At 45.8% G+C, this 20440-nt stretch carries 14 protein-coding genes; 8 read left to right on the top strand and 6 right to left on the bottom strand.

Going from position 1 to position 20440, the window contains the following annotated elements:
- From H4O21_RS21775 to hemH, 3 genes are all read left to right on the top strand, one after another.
- A partial coding sequence (locus tag H4O21_RS21775; protein WP_182811145.1) for a GGDEF domain-containing protein occupies positions 1 to 1739 on the top strand: 1739 nt, incomplete at its 5' end.
- 312 nt (positions 1740 to 2051) lie between these two features.
- Positions 2052 to 2342 carry a DUF6482 family protein gene (locus tag H4O21_RS21780; protein WP_182811147.1) on the top strand — a complete coding sequence of 97 codons (291 nt, stop codon included), beginning with the start codon at positions 2052 to 2054 and terminating at the stop codon, positions 2340 to 2342.
- A gap of 85 nt (positions 2343 to 2427) precedes the next feature.
- Positions 2428 to 3420, top strand: coding sequence for a ferrochelatase (gene hemH / locus H4O21_RS21785; RefSeq protein WP_368737579.1), 993 nt, complete (start codon positions 2428 to 2430; stop codon positions 3418 to 3420).
- A 68-nt stretch (positions 3421 to 3488) separates the two neighbouring features.
- On the opposite strand, the gene H4O21_RS21790 is transcribed toward hemH, so the two are convergent.
- Positions 3489 to 4196, bottom strand: a complete 708-nt coding sequence (locus H4O21_RS21790) for a 16S rRNA (uracil(1498)-N(3))-methyltransferase (protein ID WP_182811149.1) — start codon at positions 4194 to 4196, stop codon at positions 3489 to 3491.
- Between the two features lie 128 nt (positions 4197 to 4324).
- Here H4O21_RS21790 and H4O21_RS21795 point away from each other — a divergent pair, with 128 nt between their 5' ends.
- Positions 4325 to 4993 (top strand): DsbA family protein, encoded by a 669-nt coding sequence (locus tag H4O21_RS21795; protein WP_182811151.1) that lies wholly within the window; start codon positions 4325 to 4327, stop codon positions 4991 to 4993.
- A 74-nt stretch (positions 4994 to 5067) separates the two neighbouring features.
- Here H4O21_RS21795 and H4O21_RS21800 read toward each other — a convergent pair whose 3' ends face one another.
- Positions 5068 to 5253, bottom strand: a complete 186-nt coding sequence (locus H4O21_RS21800; protein ID WP_182811153.1) for a hypothetical protein — start codon at positions 5251 to 5253, stop codon at positions 5068 to 5070.
- 678 nt (positions 5254 to 5931) lie between these two features.
- On the opposite strand from H4O21_RS21800, the gene H4O21_RS21805 reads away from it, so the two are divergent.
- Positions 5932 to 8655 (top strand): EAL domain-containing protein, encoded by a 2724-nt coding sequence (locus H4O21_RS21805; protein WP_182811155.1) that lies wholly within the window; start codon positions 5932 to 5934, stop codon positions 8653 to 8655.
- Positions 8656 to 8741: 86 nt separating this feature from the next.
- Here the strand turns inward: H4O21_RS21805 and H4O21_RS21810 are convergent, their stop codons facing one another.
- Entirely contained in the window at positions 8742 to 9938 is a 1197-nt protein-coding gene (locus H4O21_RS21810; protein ID WP_182811157.1) for an amino acid aminotransferase, read from the bottom strand.
- 497 nt (positions 9939 to 10435) lie between these two features.
- Here H4O21_RS21810 and H4O21_RS21815 point away from each other — a divergent pair, with 497 nt between their 5' ends.
- Positions 10436 to 13555 carry an EAL domain-containing protein gene (locus tag H4O21_RS21815; protein WP_182811159.1) on the top strand — a complete coding sequence of 1040 codons (3120 nt, stop codon included), beginning with the start codon at positions 10436 to 10438 and terminating at the stop codon, positions 13553 to 13555.
- Between the two features lie 72 nt (positions 13556 to 13627).
- On the opposite strand, the gene H4O21_RS21820 is transcribed toward H4O21_RS21815, so the two are convergent.
- Positions 13628 to 14359 (bottom strand): oxygen-binding di-iron domain-containing protein, encoded by a 732-nt coding sequence (locus H4O21_RS21820; protein WP_182811161.1) that lies wholly within the window; start codon positions 14357 to 14359, stop codon positions 13628 to 13630.
- A 66-nt stretch (positions 14360 to 14425) separates the two neighbouring features.
- Positions 14426 to 15034: a hypothetical protein gene (locus H4O21_RS21825; RefSeq protein ID WP_182811163.1), complete on the bottom strand. Its 609-nt coding sequence runs from the start codon at positions 15032 to 15034 to the stop codon at positions 14426 to 14428.
- Positions 15035 to 15371: 337 nt separating this feature from the next.
- Between H4O21_RS21825 and H4O21_RS21830 the strand changes: the two genes are divergently transcribed.
- A complete protein-coding gene (locus H4O21_RS21830) occupies positions 15372 to 17315 on the top strand; it encodes a methyl-accepting chemotaxis protein (RefSeq protein WP_182811165.1) in 1944 nt (647 codons plus the stop codon).
- Positions 17316 to 17621: 306 nt separating this feature from the next.
- Complete coding sequence (locus tag H4O21_RS21835; protein WP_182811167.1) at positions 17622 to 18791, top strand: DUF2920 family protein; 1170 nt, start codon at positions 17622 to 17624, stop codon at positions 18789 to 18791.
- Between the two features lie 971 nt (positions 18792 to 19762).
- Here H4O21_RS21835 and H4O21_RS21840 read toward each other — a convergent pair.
- Positions 19763 to 20434: a sarcosine oxidase subunit gamma family protein gene (locus tag H4O21_RS21840; RefSeq protein WP_220495796.1), complete on the bottom strand. Its 672-nt coding sequence runs from the start codon at positions 20432 to 20434 to the stop codon at positions 19763 to 19765.
- Positions 20435 to 20440: the final 6 nt, after the last annotated feature.

Genomic DNA, 20440 nt, shown 5'->3' on the forward strand with positions numbered 1-20440 from the left:
ATCAGAAGATTAATACATTTTTTCAGCCTATCATCGGGGCCAGAGGTCAGTCTATTTTTGCTTATGAAGCACTGAGCCGGGGACCTGCAGATAGTCTGTATTGCAGTCCTGTGCATCTGTTTGAGGAAGCTAAGCGACAACAGCAGCTTTTTTCTCTGGAGGCTGTCTGCCGGAGCCGGGCTATTGAAAATTTCACTCGCCAGAAGCTGACAGGCAAACTTTTTCTGAATGTTTCCCCTGAGACTCTGCTGCAATCAGATCATCATAGTGGTCTGACTCTGGATCTGTTGCAGAGTTATGGTCTGAAGCCTGAGCAGGTAGTGATAGAAATTACAGAACACTCTCCAACCCATGATTATGGTCTGATGAGGGCTGCAGTGGAGCACTATCAGGGAGAAGGTTTTTCTATTGCGATTGATGACCTTGGTGCTGGATATTCCAGTCTGAGGTTATGGTCAGAGTTGAAACCAGAATATGTGAAGATAGATCGACACTTTGTTTCTGGTATTGAGGGGGATAAGGTTAAACGGGATTTTGTACGATCAATTGTTGAAATTGCCCGTGCAGTTAACAGTCAGGTTATTGCAGAAGGCATTGAAACAAGGCAGGAGTTTGAAGCTCTGTCCGAGATCAATGTGGACTATCTGCAAGGATATTACTTTGCCAGACCTAACCCGCAGCCTGTTCGTGAAGTATCTGAATCAGCTCAGATGGTCTGGAAACAGATCAGGGAGAGCAGAGAAATGTACAAGGATGATGGCCAGGTTGGCCGTTTGAAAATTGATATTCAGCCTGTGACGCCGGATACCACCGTTGAAGAAATTGCTGATTTGCTGGATCAGCATGAACACTGGTTTTCCATTCCGGTTGTTGCCGGAGGTGTGCCGGTTGGGATGATTAACCGGACCCGGTTGTTACAGAAGCTCAGCAAAGCCTTCGGACGTGACCTGTACAGCAAAAAGCCGGTCAGCCAGATTATGGATACGGAGTTTATGGCGGTAGAACGTCATATGCGCCTGGAAAAGGTCAGTCAGCAAGTTACTCAGAGAAAAAGAAGCCGTCTGGAAGAAGATTTTATTATCACAGAAAATGGTTACTATTGTGGTGTTGGCCAGGTGATTGATCTTCTGAAAATGATCACAGAGCTGCAACTGAAGAGCGCACAGAACTCTAATCCTCTGACGGGTTTGCCTGGTAATGTACTGATTCAGGAACAGATTGATCAGCTGATTGTCAGTAAAACCTCGTTTGTCACCTGTTATTTTGATCTGGATAATTTTAAACCCTATAACGATCAGTATGGTTATGCTAAAGGTGATGAGATTCTGCTGACTGTTGCTCGTTTGCTTCAGAAACACTGTAATGCATCTATGGATTTTGTAGGGCATGTTGGCGGTGATGACTTTGTCGTAATTTTCCAGAGCCATGACTGGCAGGGGCATGTTCAGAATGCCTTAAATGAATTCAGTCATACCCGTCGGGATTTTTATAGCCCGGAACATATCTGTGACGGTGGCATCTGGGCTGAAGATCGTTTTGGGGAGAAACGTTTCTTTGGTTTAATGAGTATTTCTGTCGCGGCGATAGACTCTGAATCAGCTGATTTTGGTTCTGCGAAAGAAGTGGCCAGTCAGCTGAGTGTAATCAAACATGAAGCGAAACATTCCAAGGGTAATTCTCTGGTGGCTCGTCTGGCGGGGTCTGTCGTGAATCTGTTTAATGAAGGTGTTGTTGCCTGATTGTGAGGGGGCAGAGTCAGCTATTTCAGCTTCACTTCTGGGAGATGGACTCTGTAGGAAGCCATCTTTGTGGGCATTACTGTATTCTCCGGTTATTGGCTGGAGAATACCGGTGTTTGTGGTTCAGGTCTGTACAGTTAAGCGCTTAGTCTTTCTGGCTGGATATATGATGCCATAAGCTTCTTTTTGTCAGAGTGTTATTCGCTTTCCTTGTGCAGGCTGTCACTGAATTGTCACTGGAATGTCGGGATTCTGTCTTTTAGCAGGGGTATAACTAATAGCAAGACATTAAAACGACAGGAAATACTGATAATGAAAATGACAGAACTGCACCGCTTGCTTGAGCAGGCACCTCATACTCCGATCCATATCCAGAGCCATCATGACGGTGTCTACTTCACAGTAGAAATTGAGCATGATAGTGAAACTTACTCGTTATGTGGCCTGAATAGTAAGCCCCTGGTTTTTCGTGATGCTGATGCAGCGCGTAATCTCTTGCAACAAGCTGGAATCCAGCAGGCAAAAGCCCGCCGGGTCGTCTCCGGTTTTTCTACCTTGGCACAACCCTCTTTTCGTTCTGTATTTCAGGCCCGCTTAGCCTGAGTATTATCGTCAGATAACTCTTTTATCTTCTTCAGGACTCGTTATCATACAGCCTCTAGTTTAAGGCTGGTTTTAGGGAGTAACGATGTCCAAATCTGAAATGCTTAAAAAAAAGCAAGGTATTCTGCTGGTGAATCTGGGCACGCCAGATGCCCCCACACCGGCAGCAGTGAAGCGTTATCTTGCTGAATTCCTGCATGATTACAGAGTCGTTGACTTGTCCCGCTGGCTCTGGTGTCCCATTCTTCACGGCATTATTCTTAATACCCGACCAAAGCGTGTTGCTGCAGCTTACGCCAGCATCTGGACTGAGCAGGGATCTCCCCTGCTGGCTATCAGTCAGCAACAACAAAAGGCATTACAGGCGAAGCTGAAGTATGACGGTTACGACATACCGGTAGAGCTGGCGATGACATATGGTAATCCTTCGATGTCGGCAGGGCTTGACGCTCTGGTTGCAAAAGGTGTTGAGGAGATTATTGTCCTGCCTTTATACCCTCAGTATTCTGCAACCACCACCGGGGCTGTATTTGATCAACTGGCCCGTGTCATTGCAAAACGTCGTGAATTTCCTGCGATTACTTTCATCCGGGACTATTATCAGTCAGAAAGCTATATTGAGGCTCTGGCAAACTCTGTCCGGGAACACTGGCAGGAAAAAGGGAAGGGTAATCGTTTACTGGTGTCTTTTCATGGCATCCCACAGCGTTATGCGGATAATGGTGATCCTTATCCTGAGCATTGTAAAGCGACGGCCAGAGCGTTAGCAGACAAGCTGGAACTGGAGGATAGGCAGTGGATTTGCAGTTTTCAGTCCAGGTTTGGTAAAGAAGAATGGATTAAGCCATACACTGATGTCACCCTGGAACAATGGGCAGAAGAGATTGAACGGGTTGATGTGATTTGCCCGGCATTTTCTGTCGATTGTCTGGAAACCCTGGAAGAAATTCAGGTAGAGAACCGCGATTTGTTTGTTGAAAAAGGTGGTCAGGAACTGAGTTATATTCCTGCACTGAACGACAGGCCGGATCATATTGAAATGATGGCTGAGCTGGTCAGACAGAAACTGAACAGCTGATGATATCCTCATTGGTAGTCAGAGCCGGTCTTTCCGGCTCTGGTTTTTAAGCTATGAGAGAATTTCTGTCAGAACAAGCGAGCCAGTAAGGCTGTAACAGCTGTTTCTACCCGCATGATTCTTTCTCCCATATGAACCGGTGCCAGACCGGCTTCCGAGAGCTTTTCTATTTCATAAGGAATAAATCCACCTTCAGGACCGATTGCCAGAGTCGTCGGCTCCGATATTCCTCTGGGGCAGGCTTCGGGTACGCCTGGGTGAGCTACCAGCCCCAGAGTTCCCTGGCAGATCTCTGGTAACCTGTCTTCGACAAAAGGCCGGAACTGCTTTTCCAGGATAATATCAGGCAATACTGTATCTTTAGCCTGTTCAAGGCCGAGAATAAGTTGTTCCTGGACTTTATCTTCAGCCAGTACAGGCGACATCCAGTAGCTCTTTTCTACCCGCTTTGTATTCAGCAGGATCAGTTTTTTGACACCCAGTGTACTGATGTGCTGAAGTGTTCTGCCCAGCATTCTCGGTCGAGGCAGAGCCAGAATCAGTGTCAGAGGCAAGGGGGCAGGAGGGGAGTCTGTCAGGTTAACTTCTAAGGTGACAGATTCTTTGTCCATGCTTAACAGTAAACCTTTTCCGGTTTTTCCATTCAGCAATCCCGTTGTGAGCAGGTCTCCAATTTGAGCCTTGTGGACCTTGATGACATGTTCAGCACGACGGCCTGTAATTTTTACAGTATTTTCAGAAATAAAGTCGGAATCAAATAACAGAATAAGGTTCATATTATTACCTGTAAGCAGCATGGCTGCATCATAGAGTTCTGCTCCCTGAATGCAAGTAAAAAGGCGGAACAGAATTGTCTGTGATCTGTGCAGCTATTAACCCCTGTACAATGTCCTGAGTGAAAAAAATGTCTGAAATATTCTCAGAGCTGATAGAACGTAAAGACCCTTTACTGATTTATGTGGCTGATCCTATGTGTAGCTGGTGTCATGCGTATGCGCCCGTCTATCAGCGGATCAGGGAAGGCTTTCTGGCAGACTATGCTGACAGAATGGCTTCGAAGAGCAGTTTTGTTGTGACTGGGGGGCTGGCTCCGGATAGTGATGAGCCTATGCCAGAAGAGCAGCAGCAATATATAAGAGGTATCTGGCAAAAGATAGAAGCGACGACCGGCACCCGATTCAATTATGATTTCTGGGAACAATGTGTGCCCAGACGTTCTACCTGGCCCGCATGCCGGGCTGTTATCGCTGCCAGAGCACAGGGGCTTGAACTGGAGATGCTGACTGCGATTCAGCAGGATTATTATCAACAGGCGAAAAATCCATCGGATTGGCCGGTACTGGAGGATTGCGCCAGATCTGTACCAACAATGGATATTGCACAGTTTATTCGCGAATATGAACGTATTCACAGGGAGCAGGTACTTGAGCGTGAGGTTGAGTTCATTCGCCGTCTGGGGGTTCAGGGTTTCCCTACGCTGATTATTAAGCAGAAAGGCAGCTGGAGTGCCTTGCCTGTTGATTATCTGTCTGCAGAATCTGCTTTGGAAGCAATAGGAAAACTGATTACCTGATCATCTGTTATCGGGAGCATAAATTGGAGCCCGCAAGGATGTGAGTCGAAGCCTGCGGGCATTTAGAACCGATGTTATAGTGATGAGGAAGCACTGCGATAACGTCTCATACTTTTCAGTTTATCTGCATTACGCATCATACTCTCTCGTCCGGCTTCTAGCCGACTGACAACGGCCTGAAATTCACTCACCAGACGATCATTATCATTATTCATACGTTCATTCAGTTGCACGACCTGACGGAAAACATTCAGATTCATAAGCACTCCGGTATATCTGACAGTGGGGGATGTTTTCTGGTGAACGTGGAGTATTTCAGTTCCTGATCTGATGCTGGCCTGAATCCCTGGCAAAGGTGTCTGGCTGTTTTAACGTTTGGAATCAGATGACTGAGTACTTTCGTTTCCTGTTGCTTTAATAAACTGAGGCAAAAGTACATCAATTACTGACAATGAATCCAGAAGCTTTATTCTACAGTGTGTATCCTGAGGTAACCTGGTGTTGCAGATATCGGCGTTTATCCCGGAACTCTTTCACCAGCCCTGATTTTTTCTTACAGCATCTGGTTTGTTCTGCAGTATGGTTATTGCTGATTTTTTTATAACATTTTGAATATATTGTTTTTTTTGTTTTTAAGTCGCAGTGAGGGAAAAGGGCTGGAGATGTGCGGGGACTTTATCCATAGGGCTTAAAGCGATATCAGATTTCTGGATTGTTACACAGTTTTAACGGCTTTACGGATAAAGCAGGCTTTTTCATGAAAAAACAAGGTGATATTTGATATGTATCAATATGTGGCCTGTTTGCATAAGCTCAGATACTGAGTTGGAAACGAAAACAGTACAATAGATCAATCGCTGAATTGCTTGATGTAATGATAGATACGGTATGTATCTTTTTGTTACATTGTATGGCCCGGAGTTCCTGGTAATGAATATATGATGGGAAAAACTAAGGTTTTAAGATCTTCTTATTATTTTCTGTTTCGGCTGGTCCTGTTATCTCTTGTATTCTGCGCCCTGATTCTTAAGGCTGCAGATGCGCTGGCTGTATCAGATAAAATTGTTCTTTCACCGGATGAACGTCGCTGGATTGCAGAACATTCAACAGGGTTGAAATTAGGACTGGCTTTTGTCCCGCCTCATACCATGGTTAAAGATGAAGATGGCCGCTACCGAGGAGTAGCAATGGACTTTCTGCGTCTGATTGAGGAACGGCTGAACATACGACTGAAACCTGTTTTCTACCCGTCCTATGGTGCCATGTTACAGGGAGCTATAAACCGGGAAACCGATATTATCTTTGCAGCCTCTGAGACTCCTGAACGCTTGCAGTATTTGTCTTTCACGCAACCCTATGCTTTTCTGGCCAACAAAATATTTATGCGCCGTACGTCAGTTCATCATAGCAATCTTGAACAGCTGATGGGCAAAACAGTGGCGGTTATCAGAGGAACGGCGATAACGGAATATCTGAAGCGCGAATATGCCGGAATCCGTTTGTTAGAACTGAAAAGCTCCAGGGATGTTATTGTCGCTCTGTCTTCAGGTAATGCTGATGCGGCCATTTCTGTTGTGGCCAGTGCCTGGATGCACATTAAAAAAGAAGGGATAAGCAATGTTGAGGTGACAGGTGATGCAGGTTATAGCTACGCTGTACGTTTTGCCAGTCGCAATGACTGGCCGGAATTGGGGAGCATTCTGGAAAAAGCCTTATTGAGCCTCAGTGATGAAGAGAAAGAAAGAATATACCGGCAATGGCTTTATCCCGAGCAGAAGGCCGGTATCGACAAAGAACTGGTGATTCGCTACGGCTTAATTATATCAGGGATTTTTATTCTGGGGCTTTTACTATCCGGCGTATACTGGATTCGGCGTCTGAAAAAAGAGATGCGCAAAAAGCAGGAAGCGGAACTGGCGCTCAGGGCCAGTGAGGAGCGTTTCCAGCTGGCCATTAGAGGTACAAATGATGGCATATGGGATTGGGATCTGCTGAATGATAAGGTGTATCTGGCTCCCAGAGTCATGGAAATACTGGGCAGTGCTTCCGAGCGGACAGAAGGTGCTGTACAGCAAGGAATGGAACACTGGTTGAATCGTGTACACCCGTCTGATAGTAAACGGGTGCAACTGGCTCTGGATGCTCATCTGGAAAATAAAAGCAGGCTGGATGTCGAATACCGGATGCGCAATAGCTGTGATGAGTGGGTCTGGCTCAGAATGCGTGGTCAGGCTCGATGGGATGGTGATAACAGCCCTGTTCGTTTATGCGGATCGATTATGGATATCACTCAGGCAAAACGCGCTGATGATGAAGTACGTCGTTTAGCATATTACGATAGCCTGACAGGTATTCCGAACAGAGAGCGCTTTAAAATTGCGTTACAGGGAGCGATTCAAAGTCTCAATGCCGAGAGCAGAACATTTGCTGTACTCTTTATAGATCTTGACCATTTTAAAGTTATCAATGATACCCTGGGTCATCGTATCGGTGATTTGTTGCTGAATTATATTGCCAGAACACTGAGCGATATTCTGCCACCTTCAAGCTTTATTGGCCGCTTAGGGGGAGATGAGTTTGCTGTGCTGTTAGATGATCCGGACAATCAGGATGTCATTGTTAATCTGACAGAAGATATTCTGGAAACCCTGAGTCAGCCCAGCAGGCTTGATGGGCATGATATAAGAACCAGTGTCAGTATTGGCATAAGTTTCTGCCGTCAGGGGCCTCTGAAAATCGACAAAGTCATGGAACAGGCCGATGTTGCTTTGTTTGAAGTGAAGAAAACTCAAAGAGGCCGTTACTGTTTCCATTGTGATGAGATGAGTCGAAAGATTCAGGATGCGGTTGCTCTGGCCGGTGATCTTGAAAAAGCTCGTGAACGAGGAGAACTGTTTCTGGTATTTCAGCCTCAGATTAACCTGATTGAAGATTGTCTGGTTGGTTGTGAAGCACTTTTGCGCTGGCATCATCCGGAAAGAGGTATGGTGTCTCCCGGGCAGTTTATCCCATTGGCTGAAGAGAGAGGCCTGATCTATGAACTGGGTGACTGGGTGCTGGAGCAGGCCTGTAAACAGGCCCGGCAATGGCTGGATCGTGGGGTAGGGTTCAGGCAGATTGGTGTTAATGTCTCCTCTTTACAACTATTAGAGCCGGGGTTTTGCCAGAGAGTTGCCGATCTGTTGCATCAATACAAGCTGGATCCGGGATATCTTGAACTTGAGATTACAGAAACGGTGTTGATGCAGGATATTTCTCTGGCAGAACGGGCTATGAGAAGTCTGAACTGTATGGGGATCTGCTTTTCTATCGATGATTTTGGCACGGGATATTCTTCTTTGCGCTATCTCCATCGTTTACCTATCAGCAGACTTAAGCTGGCTCAGGAATTTGTCAGAGATATGGTGCCCGATGATGAGGGCGTTGTAGTGGCTGCTACTTTGCAGATGAGTCATAAGTTGAATATTCCGGTTATTGCTGAAGGTATTGAGAATTTGACACACTTTCAGATGCTGAGAGAGCAGGGTTGTGACCAGGGACAGGGGTATCTGTTCTCTAAACCAGTCATGGTGCCAGAGTTTGAGGCTTTTTGTCGCGCGGCAGAAACCCAGGGGGTGATACAGACATTGCCTGAGTCGGGATCGGTGATGATGGTCAGCTGAGTTGTACCAGAGCTGAATGAATCCTGTGTTAATGGAAATAAGCAACCTGCGCAAAGCAGGTTGCTATTGAGAGTGCAGTCAGGCCACTATTGCTGAATCGCCTGATGAATTGCTTCGCTGAGCAGCCCGATATTTTGGTCATTGATACCGGCGATATTAATTCTGCCTGACTCAACGGCATAGATACCGAAATGGGCGCGCAAATAAAGTACTTCTTCTTTACTCAGCCCTGAGTAAGAGAACATCCCTTTTTGTTGTGCAATAAAGGTAAAATCCCGGTTGCAATTCAGTGATTGCAGACTGCTGACCAGTTCGTTTCGCATACGCTGAATACGCTGGCGCATATCAGCCAGTTCCTGCTCCCATTGCTGGCGCAGTGCATGATCGGACAGAATAGTCGTGACAATGGCTGCACCATGCGCCGGAGGGTTTGAATAATTGGCCCGGATGCAGTTAGCAACCTGAGTAAACGCCCGCTGGCAATGCTCTGCTTTTTCCGTAACCAGGCTTAAGGCTCCGATTCGCTCGTTGTACAGGCCGAAATTTTTGGAACATGATGTAGTGATCAGTGCCTCAGGGCATTGTGATAGCAGAGTTCTCAGGCCATAAACATCTTCTTCCAGGCCTTCACCGAATCCCTGATATGCACAATCAATTAAAGGTACCAGGCTGCGTTCAGCAACTAATGTACTGATCTGATCCCACTGTTCCGCTGTTGGATCAATCCCGGTCGGGTTGTGGCAGCTGGCATGCAGCAGAATAACATCTCCCTGTGGAATCTGGCGGATCGCTTCCAGCATCGCATCAATAGCCAGACCGTTCTGATCTGCATCGTAGTAAGGATAAGTACGAACTTCGACCCCCGCTCCGGCGAACACATGAAAATGATTCGACCAGGTCGGGTCGCTGACCCAGATTCTGGCTGCCGGATTGACTGCATTAATCAGATCTCCGGCTACACGCAGAGCACCTGTCCCACCAGGCGTTTGTGCTGTGGCTATACGACTTTCCGTGATAAGCGGGTGATTGTCACCCAGCATGAGTTTTTGCAGTAATGGCCCGAGTTCGGGTGAACCTGTTGCACCGATATAGCCTTTGCTGACTTCGTTTTCCAGCAAAAACGCTTCCGCTTTTTTGACGACATTCAGTACCGGTGTAAGGCCTGTGTCATCTTTGTAGACACCAACGCCCAGGTCAATTTTGTTCGGGTTAGGGTCATTTTTAAAGGCGACCATTAATGCCAGAAGGGCATCGCCAGGAATTTCTTTAACATTCTCAAACATGTGTAGCTCCGGAAATAGGCAGTGTCAGATCAGCCTCGAATTCCTGGTTCATCCATATTGTCGTCCTGTACATAGATATCAATTCCCGGATATGCGAGGTCTGTCTGTTATTTTTCAATAATGATAGTAACGCTATTTTTCAGCATTAGATGCCTGCTCTGGCTGGCAATCTGCCATGAATTGAGCTTCTTTGTGTAATAAAAATTTTACACTAGAGGGATGTCAGATCAGGTATTTCTTTCAGACTGAAAGGTGTAATTATTTTTTTACATTCAAGTCACGAAGTTTGCTGTCTTATATTCGGCAAAAAGCTATGAAAGATATCTGTTTTTTTCTTTGTTTATTGATCTGAGCCAGTAGTCAGTCCGCTACAGGATATCTAGACTGAAAAGAAGACTGGAAACATAAGGCAGAAAACTGACCATAAGGAAGTGTAGTTTTCAAGGACAGAGCCGTTGTGTTCAGGGACCAGAGCAAAATAGGCATGGGCCTGATATATGAAGCTACAGCATAAACTTTACGCTGGTTTATCTGCAATATTATTAATTTTATTAACGATTAGTGGGCTGATTCTTTCCCAGGAACACCAGAAAAGGGTCTATTCCCGGCAACTGATGGAGTTGTACCGGCCTGCAGAGCTGGCGATGGAGGGACTGAACAGCTCGGCTGCCAGATTGTCGGCAGATGTTATTCTGAGCCTCAGTCCGGCTATGAGACGTCAGGTAGAACCCTTACAGCCAGCCATTGAACAGTTTAACAGGCATCTGGATACACTGTCGGTGCTGATTACCGGGACTTCTTTATCAGGACTTCCCCTGCACCGGCTGAGAGATGATGCCGACCGGCAGGCGGAATATGCCGTTGCTCTGGTCAGCCAATATCAATCTCTTCGCAGAGACCGGATGCGCCTGGAAGATAATGTCCATTTATTAATGGACCGGCTCAGGGATTCAGACGCATCAGAAACTCTGGCTGTTCAGGCCTTTGAGAATAGCCTGGCTCAGTTAACACTTTTTGTTTCAACGTCATTTTACAATCGTACAGACCCGGACCGTAGTCAGTTGGAGCAGGCAGAGCAGCAATTGGCTGACAGAATGGATCAGCTGAGAAGCAGATGGCCATTATTAGCAGAGCAACCGGAAGTCAGGCATCTGACCGGTGAGATCAGATATTTATATCGCCGTATTACAGAACATGCTGATTTTTTTTATCTGAAAAGAAGTCAGTATCATCTGGCTTTTCAGGATGTTCAGCAACAGCTTGGTCAGATTCAGAGCGATATCAGTAAAACCAGTCAACAGGCGATACAACAGCTGGAGGCGATGAGCCGTAACAGCCGTATGATTGAGTATGTTCTGGTGCCACTGGCCATTCTGATTACTGCCCTGCTTGGCTGGCAGACCGCATGGAGAATCAGAGCGCCTCTGGCTGAACTACTGAAAGGAATTCAGTGTGCCAGAACCGGGGACTTTTCCTTTCGGCTGGAGACGGATAGCCGGGATGAAGTGGCGCTGTTATCTCATCATTTTAATGAGATGCTGGATGACCTTGATCAGGCCACGGTATCGCACTCTTATCTGCAACAAATCCTGGATGCATTACAGCATGCCGTCATCGTGACAGATGATGACTTTAATATCCGTTTTTTTAATGCGACGGCTTTCAGTTATTTTCAGACAAGAGCCGGTGTTGGTAAACCGATTGCCGGGTTTCGTACATCTGAAGGGGCTATGTTACTGAGTGAGGCAGAGCGAGTCTTGTTATGTCAGCAAAGCGTCCTCTCAGGGCTGGAAAAAAAAATATGTCTTCCCGACGGAGAAAAGGTGGTGGTGGCTCTTGCAGCAGCAGAGCTGAAAGTGAATCAGGAAAGACACTGGGTGATTAGTCTGCATGATATTACCCTAATGAAAGAGGCTGAAAAGAGCCTGCAGTTATACGCCCGTCTGTTTGAAACCTCCAATGATGCTATTGTCATTTCAGATAAACAAAATGTCATTGAACAGGTCAATCCGGCGTTTAGTCGGATTACGGGGTATGAGGAACATGAAGCGATTGGTAAGAACCCCGGAATGCTCAGTTCGGGGAGGCAGGACAAAGCCTTTTATCGGGTAATGTGGGCAGAGTTGATGACGAAGGGGCGATGGCAGGGAGAGATATGGAACCGGAAGAAAAGTGGTGAGGCCTATGCTGAGTGGCTGTCGATTGTGGCTATTTATGATCAGTCCGGCCTGATTGAGCGCTTTATTGGGGTGTTCAGTGATATTACGCAAAGGAAAGAAGCTGAGCAGCTGATCTATCATCAGGCAAATTATGATGCTCTGACGGAATTACCTAACCGCAGACTGTTCTGGGACCGTCTGGAACATGCCTTGACTCAGGCACGGGCTTCGTCGGGCAAAGTCGCTCTGATGTACCTGGATCTGGATGGTTTTAAACCCGTGAATGATACCTTTGGTCATGAAGCGGGTGATCTGTTGCTACAGCATGTATCGGAGAAATTACGAGCTCTGGTACAACCTTCAGATACTGTGGCCCGATTGGGGGGGGATGAGTTTGCTCTGATTCTTCCAGCATACAGTATACGCAAGCTGGAACAGCTGGCTGATAAACTGATTGATGCCGTGTCCTCTCCTGTCTCTTTACTGGATAAGCAGATTCGTATCGGAGTCAGTGTCGGAATCAGTTGCTATCCTGATATTGCGACAGACCGGGAGCAGCTGGTCCAGCAAGCTGATGTTGCTATGTATTATGTCAAAGGAAAAAATAAGAACAGCTATATTTTTTATAACCAGCAGATGAAACAGGATACCTGGGAAAAGATACGTCTGGAGCAAGAGCTCAGAGAAGCGATAGACAGGGGCCAGCTGGAGGTTATTTTTCAGCCACTATATGATGCTTCTACAGAGGTTATTGTCAGTGCCGAGGCTTTATTGCGATGGCGGCATCCTGTGAAAGGGGTGTTGATGCCTGATATGTTTATTCCTCTGGCAGAAGAGAATGGCATGATTCACGATTTAGGTGAATGGGTATTGAGAGAAGTTTGTACCCTGGCCAGAACATATCTTGAAGATAAAGGTTATGTCAGGGTTGCAGTTAATATTTCAGCACAACAACTGACTCAGCCTGATTTCGTCAGCAGGCTGGAAAGTATTCTGCATGAGACGGGTTTTCCTGCCTGTCATCTGGAGCTTGAGATTAAAGAAAAGCTGATTGTGAATGATCTTACCGGGACTGCAAAGATACTACAGCAGTTATCCCGTTCGGGGATCAGTATTGCGATTGATGATTTTGGTCTGAGTTACACTTCATTAAACAGTCTCAGTCATTACTCCGTTAAAGAACTGAAACTTGATCGTCGTTTCATTAAAGCTGTGGCTGCTGAAAGTGAAGATAGCCATATGGTAAAAGCGATGGCAGATATGGCACATCAAATGGGAATGAAGGTAGTGGCCGAAGGTGTTGAAGATGACAAAAGTCTGCAACTGTTGAAACAGCTTGGCTGTGATCTGATTCAGGGATTTGTTTATCAGGATGCTGTGTCAATACATGAGTTGAGCCGGTTGCTTCAGGTTCAGGCTCGTAATACACAGCCTGCCACTAACCCTGATATGGAGTAGCTGTGATCACAGTATCTGAATAGCTGGCACCAGGCCTGGCCAGCTATTAACCAATCTTCATGTAAGGTGTTTTCAGACGCCTGTTCCGACTTCCAGCTCATCCAGCCAGTCCAGAAAGCGGTTAACATCCTTGCCTTTGAAGATAGCACCATGCTGGGGGGCCATGTATTGAATATCCAGTTGCCTGACTCGGCGCACCCAGTCTTTTTTCGCTCGGTTGGATGGCATCCAGCGTTGATGGAACAGACGCATTTTTTCAACATGATGGTCGAAATCTTCTACGAAAAGCGGGGCGCCATCAGGTAGCAGTGCTGCTCCGATATCTCCACTCATCAGAATTTTTGCCTGGGGATCATAAACGCTGAAGTTGCCAGAAGAATGCATATAGTGGGCCGGTATAAACTGAATCTCGATATCATCCAGGCGAATGCTTTTACCTTCATCAGGCAGAGGGTTGTATTTGATACTATTACAGCCAAAGTGGCGCAAAAATCCTTCCCACAGCCAGGGGGCATACAGTGTGGCATGTGGCAGTGTTTTATCCCATAAGCCTAAGGAAGAGATAATGTCCGGGTCCTGATGAGATGCGAATAAATGAGTGATCTGCTGAATAGGGACATGATGCACTACTGCAGCCAGCATAGCAGAAAACAGCTCAATACCGCCCGGATCCAGTATGATGGCATGATTAGCCGTTTTTATCATATACTGGTTCGTATCAATTATTTTGCTGGGACGTTCTTCGTCCCGCCCGAACACCAGCCATTCGTGACTGCGCCCTTCGTGAAGTTTAACCACTTTCATAGGTTAAGATCCATTTTCTGAATAATAAATTCCAGAGTAACTGGCAGAGCAGGACACTGAGCAGAATCAGCGTTCCAGTGAATGTCTGCACTTACTGGCAATGTGTTTGATTCTGTTTGCAGCTTTTTCCAGTTTAACAACAATTCCCTCCAGGCTGGCCTGATAGCTGTCGGCAGCAGTGGCCGCCTCTAACCGGGAGGTAGCGGTAACTACATTGGCAGCCAGCATACGGGACTCAATTTCATCCAGCAGTTCAAACAATTTCCGCATATGGCGCTTGAGCTGCATGGATTGCTGGTGATGCTGATGGGATGCACTCTGGGCAACAGGATCAAGAGTATCACCAAAAGGGGCTGTTCTGGATCTTGCCTGAGCCTGTTTAAAGCGTTCATGTGCATCAGCACTGTGCAGATCCGATAAGGAGGTCCGCGATAACACCAGAGCTTCACGGTTGATTTCTTTTACCAGCCAGATGGTGTCATTGGCCAGTTCAACCATAAAGTCGGTAATGGGCTTGAAGGTTCTGACATTATCGCCAGCTCGCGCAACCAGAGCTTTGGCATTCATCGCTTCAAGTGAGATGTTTTTCGCTTCGGTTAGTACTACGCTTAATTCAGCAGCAACCGTTGCGGCATTGATAAAAAAATGAGCACTGTTTTTCGGAGTTGACGGCATTCCGGGCAACCACTTATGTCGAACCAGTTGAATGGGTTATTTCAATTATGGTGAGGGCTTTCCGGCTTGACAACTATTTGCTGCAATTTTCTCCTGGTTATGCCCATAAAGTCTTCGGGGTAAGTGGTTTCATACAGAATTATCTGCTTTATTGATAATAGGCTCTGAAAAGTTAACAAAAAGCAGCGAATATCGGTTTTTATTGCTCGACGAAAGTATTATGCTCCCCGTAAGGCCTGCAGTTCATGGATCTGGGCTGCAGAAAATAATAACAAACCGTCCACCAGGTATATCCGCGTATCTGATGGGCCAACGGCCAAAAGCTGTTGAGGTCATAATGTCAAATCAACTTTTTGCACTGGGTAGCCGATTATTGCGCCCTGTGATTATTGCGATTGTTATTCTTGCGCTCGTACAGACTCTTCTGTTTATCACTCTGACCCGCTCCGGCGGTGGAAGCCTGATTAATGATATCAGCGCCAAGCTGAGTGTCGAAAATGGCAAAGTATCTGAACAACTTGAGATGTCCAGCCAGAGAGTGCAGGGGCAAATTGCTGAAATGTCCGATAAGGTTTCAGCTGAGCTTTCTGCCAGTCTGCAGCAAAAACTGGAACAAGAAAAGAATTCTACCGTTAAACTGCTGGAAAGCTCCTTACTGGATACTTCCAGAAATATGGCTGTCATTCTGGCTGCCGTATCTCCCCAGGCTATCTGGGACAGAGATATTCCCCAGTTAACACGCTACGTGCAGATGGCACATGAAAGTGAACATGTGGTTTTTGCTGGCTATTACGATCTCTATGGCAAACGCATGACGCGTTATATGAATCGAAAAAGTCCTCTTGTTAAAGAGTTGATGGAAGAGGCTAAAAAAACGACCGGTAAGAAAACTCTGGATGGCGTAATAAAAGCTGCAGGCAATCACGACAGAATTATTATTATTCGTCAGCCTATCAGCCCCAGTGGCTCCCCTATTGGCGAGTTTGTACTGGGCATCAGCCGGGATCAGGTGATATCTGGTACTCAGGCGATGGAAACCGGGTTTAATACACTGATTGATAATAGTATTCAGGCTGTTTCAAGCAGTATCAGTTCTGCATCCGGGGATACGGTATCAGATCTGAAGAATCGTTTGCAGGGTATCCAACAGAATAATGATGTGGCACGTTTATCCGTTGAGCAACGCATTGAAGAAGCCTCTGATGATATGGTTCAGCAGATGACCATCGTATCTCTTATTTCTGCCCTGATACTGATCGTGGTCCTTATTGTTGTGCTTTCAGTCAGAATTCTTAGCAGAGTCAACATTCTGACTCGGGCCCTGACTGATTTATCTGAAGGTGAGGCTGACCTGACTCAGAGAATCAGCATCCGGGGGCAGGATGAAATTACTCTGATGGCTGAAAAGATCAATCATTTTGTACAGGCTATTCAGGTAATTGTTGGTGAGGTGCAGTCGGTTTCTCATCATACCAGTAGTGTGGTCGAAACGATGAGGGAGGGTAATCTGAAAGCATCAGAAGCAACAGGACGTCAGCAAGGCGCTGTATCTGAGGCATCAGCAGCAGTCGCTTATATTGCAGACAGTGTAGCAGAAGAAAGTGAAAGCGTGAGTAAGACGCTGGAGAGCGTGGAGAAAATCCGTGAGGAAACCGGACAGAGTGCGGCGATATCCAGGGAAGTCCGGCATAATATTGAAGACCTTGTTACCAATGTTGAAGCCACATCTGACGTGATTAATGCTCTGGCCAGCCAGAGTGATCAAATCGGTGATGTGCTGGATATGATCAAGGCGATTGCAGAGCAAACAAACTTGCTGGCGCTGAATGCGGCTATTGAAGCCGCGCGTGCAGGTGAAAGCGGACGGGGTTTTGCGGTGGTTGCCGATGAGGTGCGTATGCTGGCCAGTAAAACTCAGCAGTCGACAGAGGATATTGAAGAGAAGATTGATCAGCTTCAGTCCGGTGCCAGCCAGGCAGTCAGTGCTATTAACGAAGCAAGTCGAGTGGCCAAAGAAAGTATCAGTGGTATCCGGCAATCAGATGAACGTCTGGCCAGTGTTAATAAAGCCATTGAAGATTTGCATGCGATGTTTTCTGAAATTACCAGAATGACTCAGGATCAGGCCAGTCAGGCGGGCAGCATGACACAAGCTCTGGAGCAGATTTTCAGTGAATCACATGTGACTGCTGAGTCGGTCACTGATGCCGCCAGAACCAGTCAGCAACTGGAGCAGCTGGTACAGGATCTGGGGCAGAAAGTTGACCGCTTTAAGGTATAACTTTGTATACTGATAATGCAGGTCATGCTTTATTTTTAAGGAGCAGTTCACCGGATAAAAGTTTCCTGACTAAAAGTTACAGTACTCTCCAGTCTCTGAGGCTGGAGAATATTAAAATACTTTTCGGGTGTCTGATATCAGAGTGCTTAGCTTGTTAAAGCCTGATATTTTCATATACTGGCATCTGTGGTGCTTTTCTGTCAGACAATCGTTGTTGTGCTTTTCCATAGTTAGTTTATCGTATAGCCAGATCTGTCTGAGCAGAACCATATGTTCTGCCTGAAATTTTGACTGCAGGATAATCGAATGGATAGTGGAAAAATATTATGCTCTTTAACTCCTCATGAAGATATTGAGCATGGCTACAAAAGAGATCCCATACCTTATTATATAGCTCTTCCTGAATCTGGTCCTAATGATAATACTGGCTTGATTTTTACTATATCAGGCTATGGGGCCAGCCCCGAACATGAATATGAATCTAAGTTAAGGCCTTACCTTGCTGATAAATATAACTGTATTGTTATTGGTGTCGATTATCATAGCTGTAGTTTAAAGTGTCCTTCTCCCGATACACTACGTTTTCCTGATGATTTTTTTGAAAAATTAGAAAGGATATATAAAATAAAGCTGGGCGATATTCCTCCTGGTATTGATCTGAAAGTTAAAGATGTTTTTCCTGTTATTTGTAATGCTTTAATTGATGGTGGTAAGTTTTTTTTTGATCCTGAAATGTACCTTTTTATTAATCAGAGAAATATTTATCACTCCTTTGGTTTTCTTCCTGCGCTGGATCACTTGCAGGTATTAGCCGAAGTCCTGAATAAGTACTCAGTGAATAAGAAAAGGTTATATATTCTTGGTTCCTCTTATGGTGGATATATTGGGCTTCTGATAGGTAAGCTAGCTCCGAAGACCTTTCGGCTTATTATTGACAACTCTGGTTTTGTCGAAACCAGGGCTCCAGATGTTTATGGTGTTAACGGAAAAATTGGATCGTGGAAGGACTTTGGAGATTGTATGATTCAGTTGACAGAAGATAGCCCTTGGAAAATGAACCCTGAAGAAGATGGTTATTTAGACGAACATCATAAGCAAATCAGGAGCTTATTAGTACAGGATCATATCTATCCGACTAAAACTCAGTATTACTGTTGCCACTCAGTAAAAGATGGGTTGGTTCCAGTAGATGATAAAAAAGAGTTTGGCCGTATAAGGCCAGAATCAGATATCAGAATTGACATCATTGATGAGCCTGAAGTCGATGGCAAAGTATTCAAAACATCAGAGCATGGAATGCAAGCTTCTTTAAGGAAAGTCTTTGATATTGCTTATAGTCATTTTTCTGAAAGAAAAGAATATGATGCAAAAACAGATTTTGATTTAAAGAGTGAGTATACCTTTTCATGTAGCAATGGGTATGCATATGTCGTGAGATTTGATTCAGATAATATATGCGTGAAGCTCCTTAAGTAGGGTGTATTAAAAAAATCTGGCATAAACCAGTAGCTTCTGGTTTATGCTTCTAACCTTTTTATCTGCTTTATACTCTGGTGCCATATTTGGTCGCTGACTTAAATATTGGTGAAGAAGGGTGTTGAAAGGCTGCATGACCAGTCTCGTTCAGGCCGGGCTGCTATTTACAACGAGGCAAACACAAGCTGTAAATATTATTAACCCCATACTAGTGAAAAGCATCGCAGGCTACTCTGTTAAAATTACTGTCAGATCATCATAGATGATTATTAACTGTATAGGGTTTTCTGAACAGAGAGCAGTTTGCTCTTTTACCTGACCGTAACTGATCCTGTGATGACTGATGCAGTGATAGAAGCCTTTGAGTAATTTATTTCATATAAAGATCCTAAAACCTTTGTCGTTATTTTGCTGCATAATGCCTCTCTGCTCTGAACGTGGGCTTTAAAACATATTGCTAGGAATGATTGCTTATCCCGGCCAGGTTGAACTTTAGCAATTTATGTGAGTCGGTTTATGGGATAGTCTGTGGTTATAGGAATATATCGAATTAATTAATACTTGGTAAATCCCCAGCTCTGCAGGGACGACTCGCATAGGTTTGATCGAGACAGCAGTCCAGTGGAGAAAGCTTTTGGGTAAGAGGTCACTTTGTCTCTCTCGACAGTTGGCTTGGATTAACAGATGGTACGGGCATATATTCGGAATCAAGAAAAAGAAGATATTCTTTGAGATCAGCTGAATTTAGACATAGCGACCTGGGCGCAATAAATAGTCCTTTGAAGGCGTCATCTAATAAGCCCCCGGCTTTGCCTGAGGTCATTTAACTTTAATCTGATGGTTTGGAACCAGAAGAGGAGCAAATTTTAATACTGCTAATTGACAGCGTTTTTGCCACTCACTTTAAAAATAAGGGAGCTATCGAAGCTCCCTTATTTGCCATATGGAATTACAGATTTGGACGAAACTGGTTAACTTAACGCATTACTACCAATCACCTCACCACCAAACTCGGCCATAGCATCCAGCAAGCTTACCCACAGATATTCCGCCGCTGCACTATCACACAGCATTGAGAAACACGGGATCTCATTAATCTGGTGATGCACCACCACCACATTAATCCGCGCGGCTGGGGTTTGTGCGATGCTACCCACAGGGAAAGCCTCTGCACGCAGATCGACACCACATACCTTGGCCATAATGGCAGGCAGATGGGCACCGGTCAGGGTTAACCAGGCATGGCTGTCCTGATTGTACAGTGCGTAGCAGTCTTTCTCCGGCAGGCCCCGTTGATTCACTGCATCAACACCAGCACCCAGATCAGCCACTGCTCCCAGGACCCAGAACTCTTTCTGGCTCAGGCGCAGTACCAGTTCACCATTGTCGGTAACACTGGCCTGATTGGGTTTTGCCGGTACCGGCAGGTCTGCCGCTTGCAGATGGCTTGCGGCATTCAGGCCACGAAAGCCGGTGCGTGGCAGTACGGACAGATCCAGAATCCCCGCCTTTAATGCCTGGCTGTGACCGTTTTTCATATCAGCCGCTTGAGCCGCACCCGCGACTTCACTAAACTCGGCGTCGCTCAGCTGACGATAAACGAAGCTGCGCTTGCTGAATGATTCAGGTGTAATTGCACTCATAATGCG

This window comes from Oceanospirillum sediminis, from assembly GCF_014164585.1.
Lineage (GTDB): Bacteria > Pseudomonadota > Gammaproteobacteria > Pseudomonadales > Halomonadaceae > Oceanospirillum > Oceanospirillum sediminis.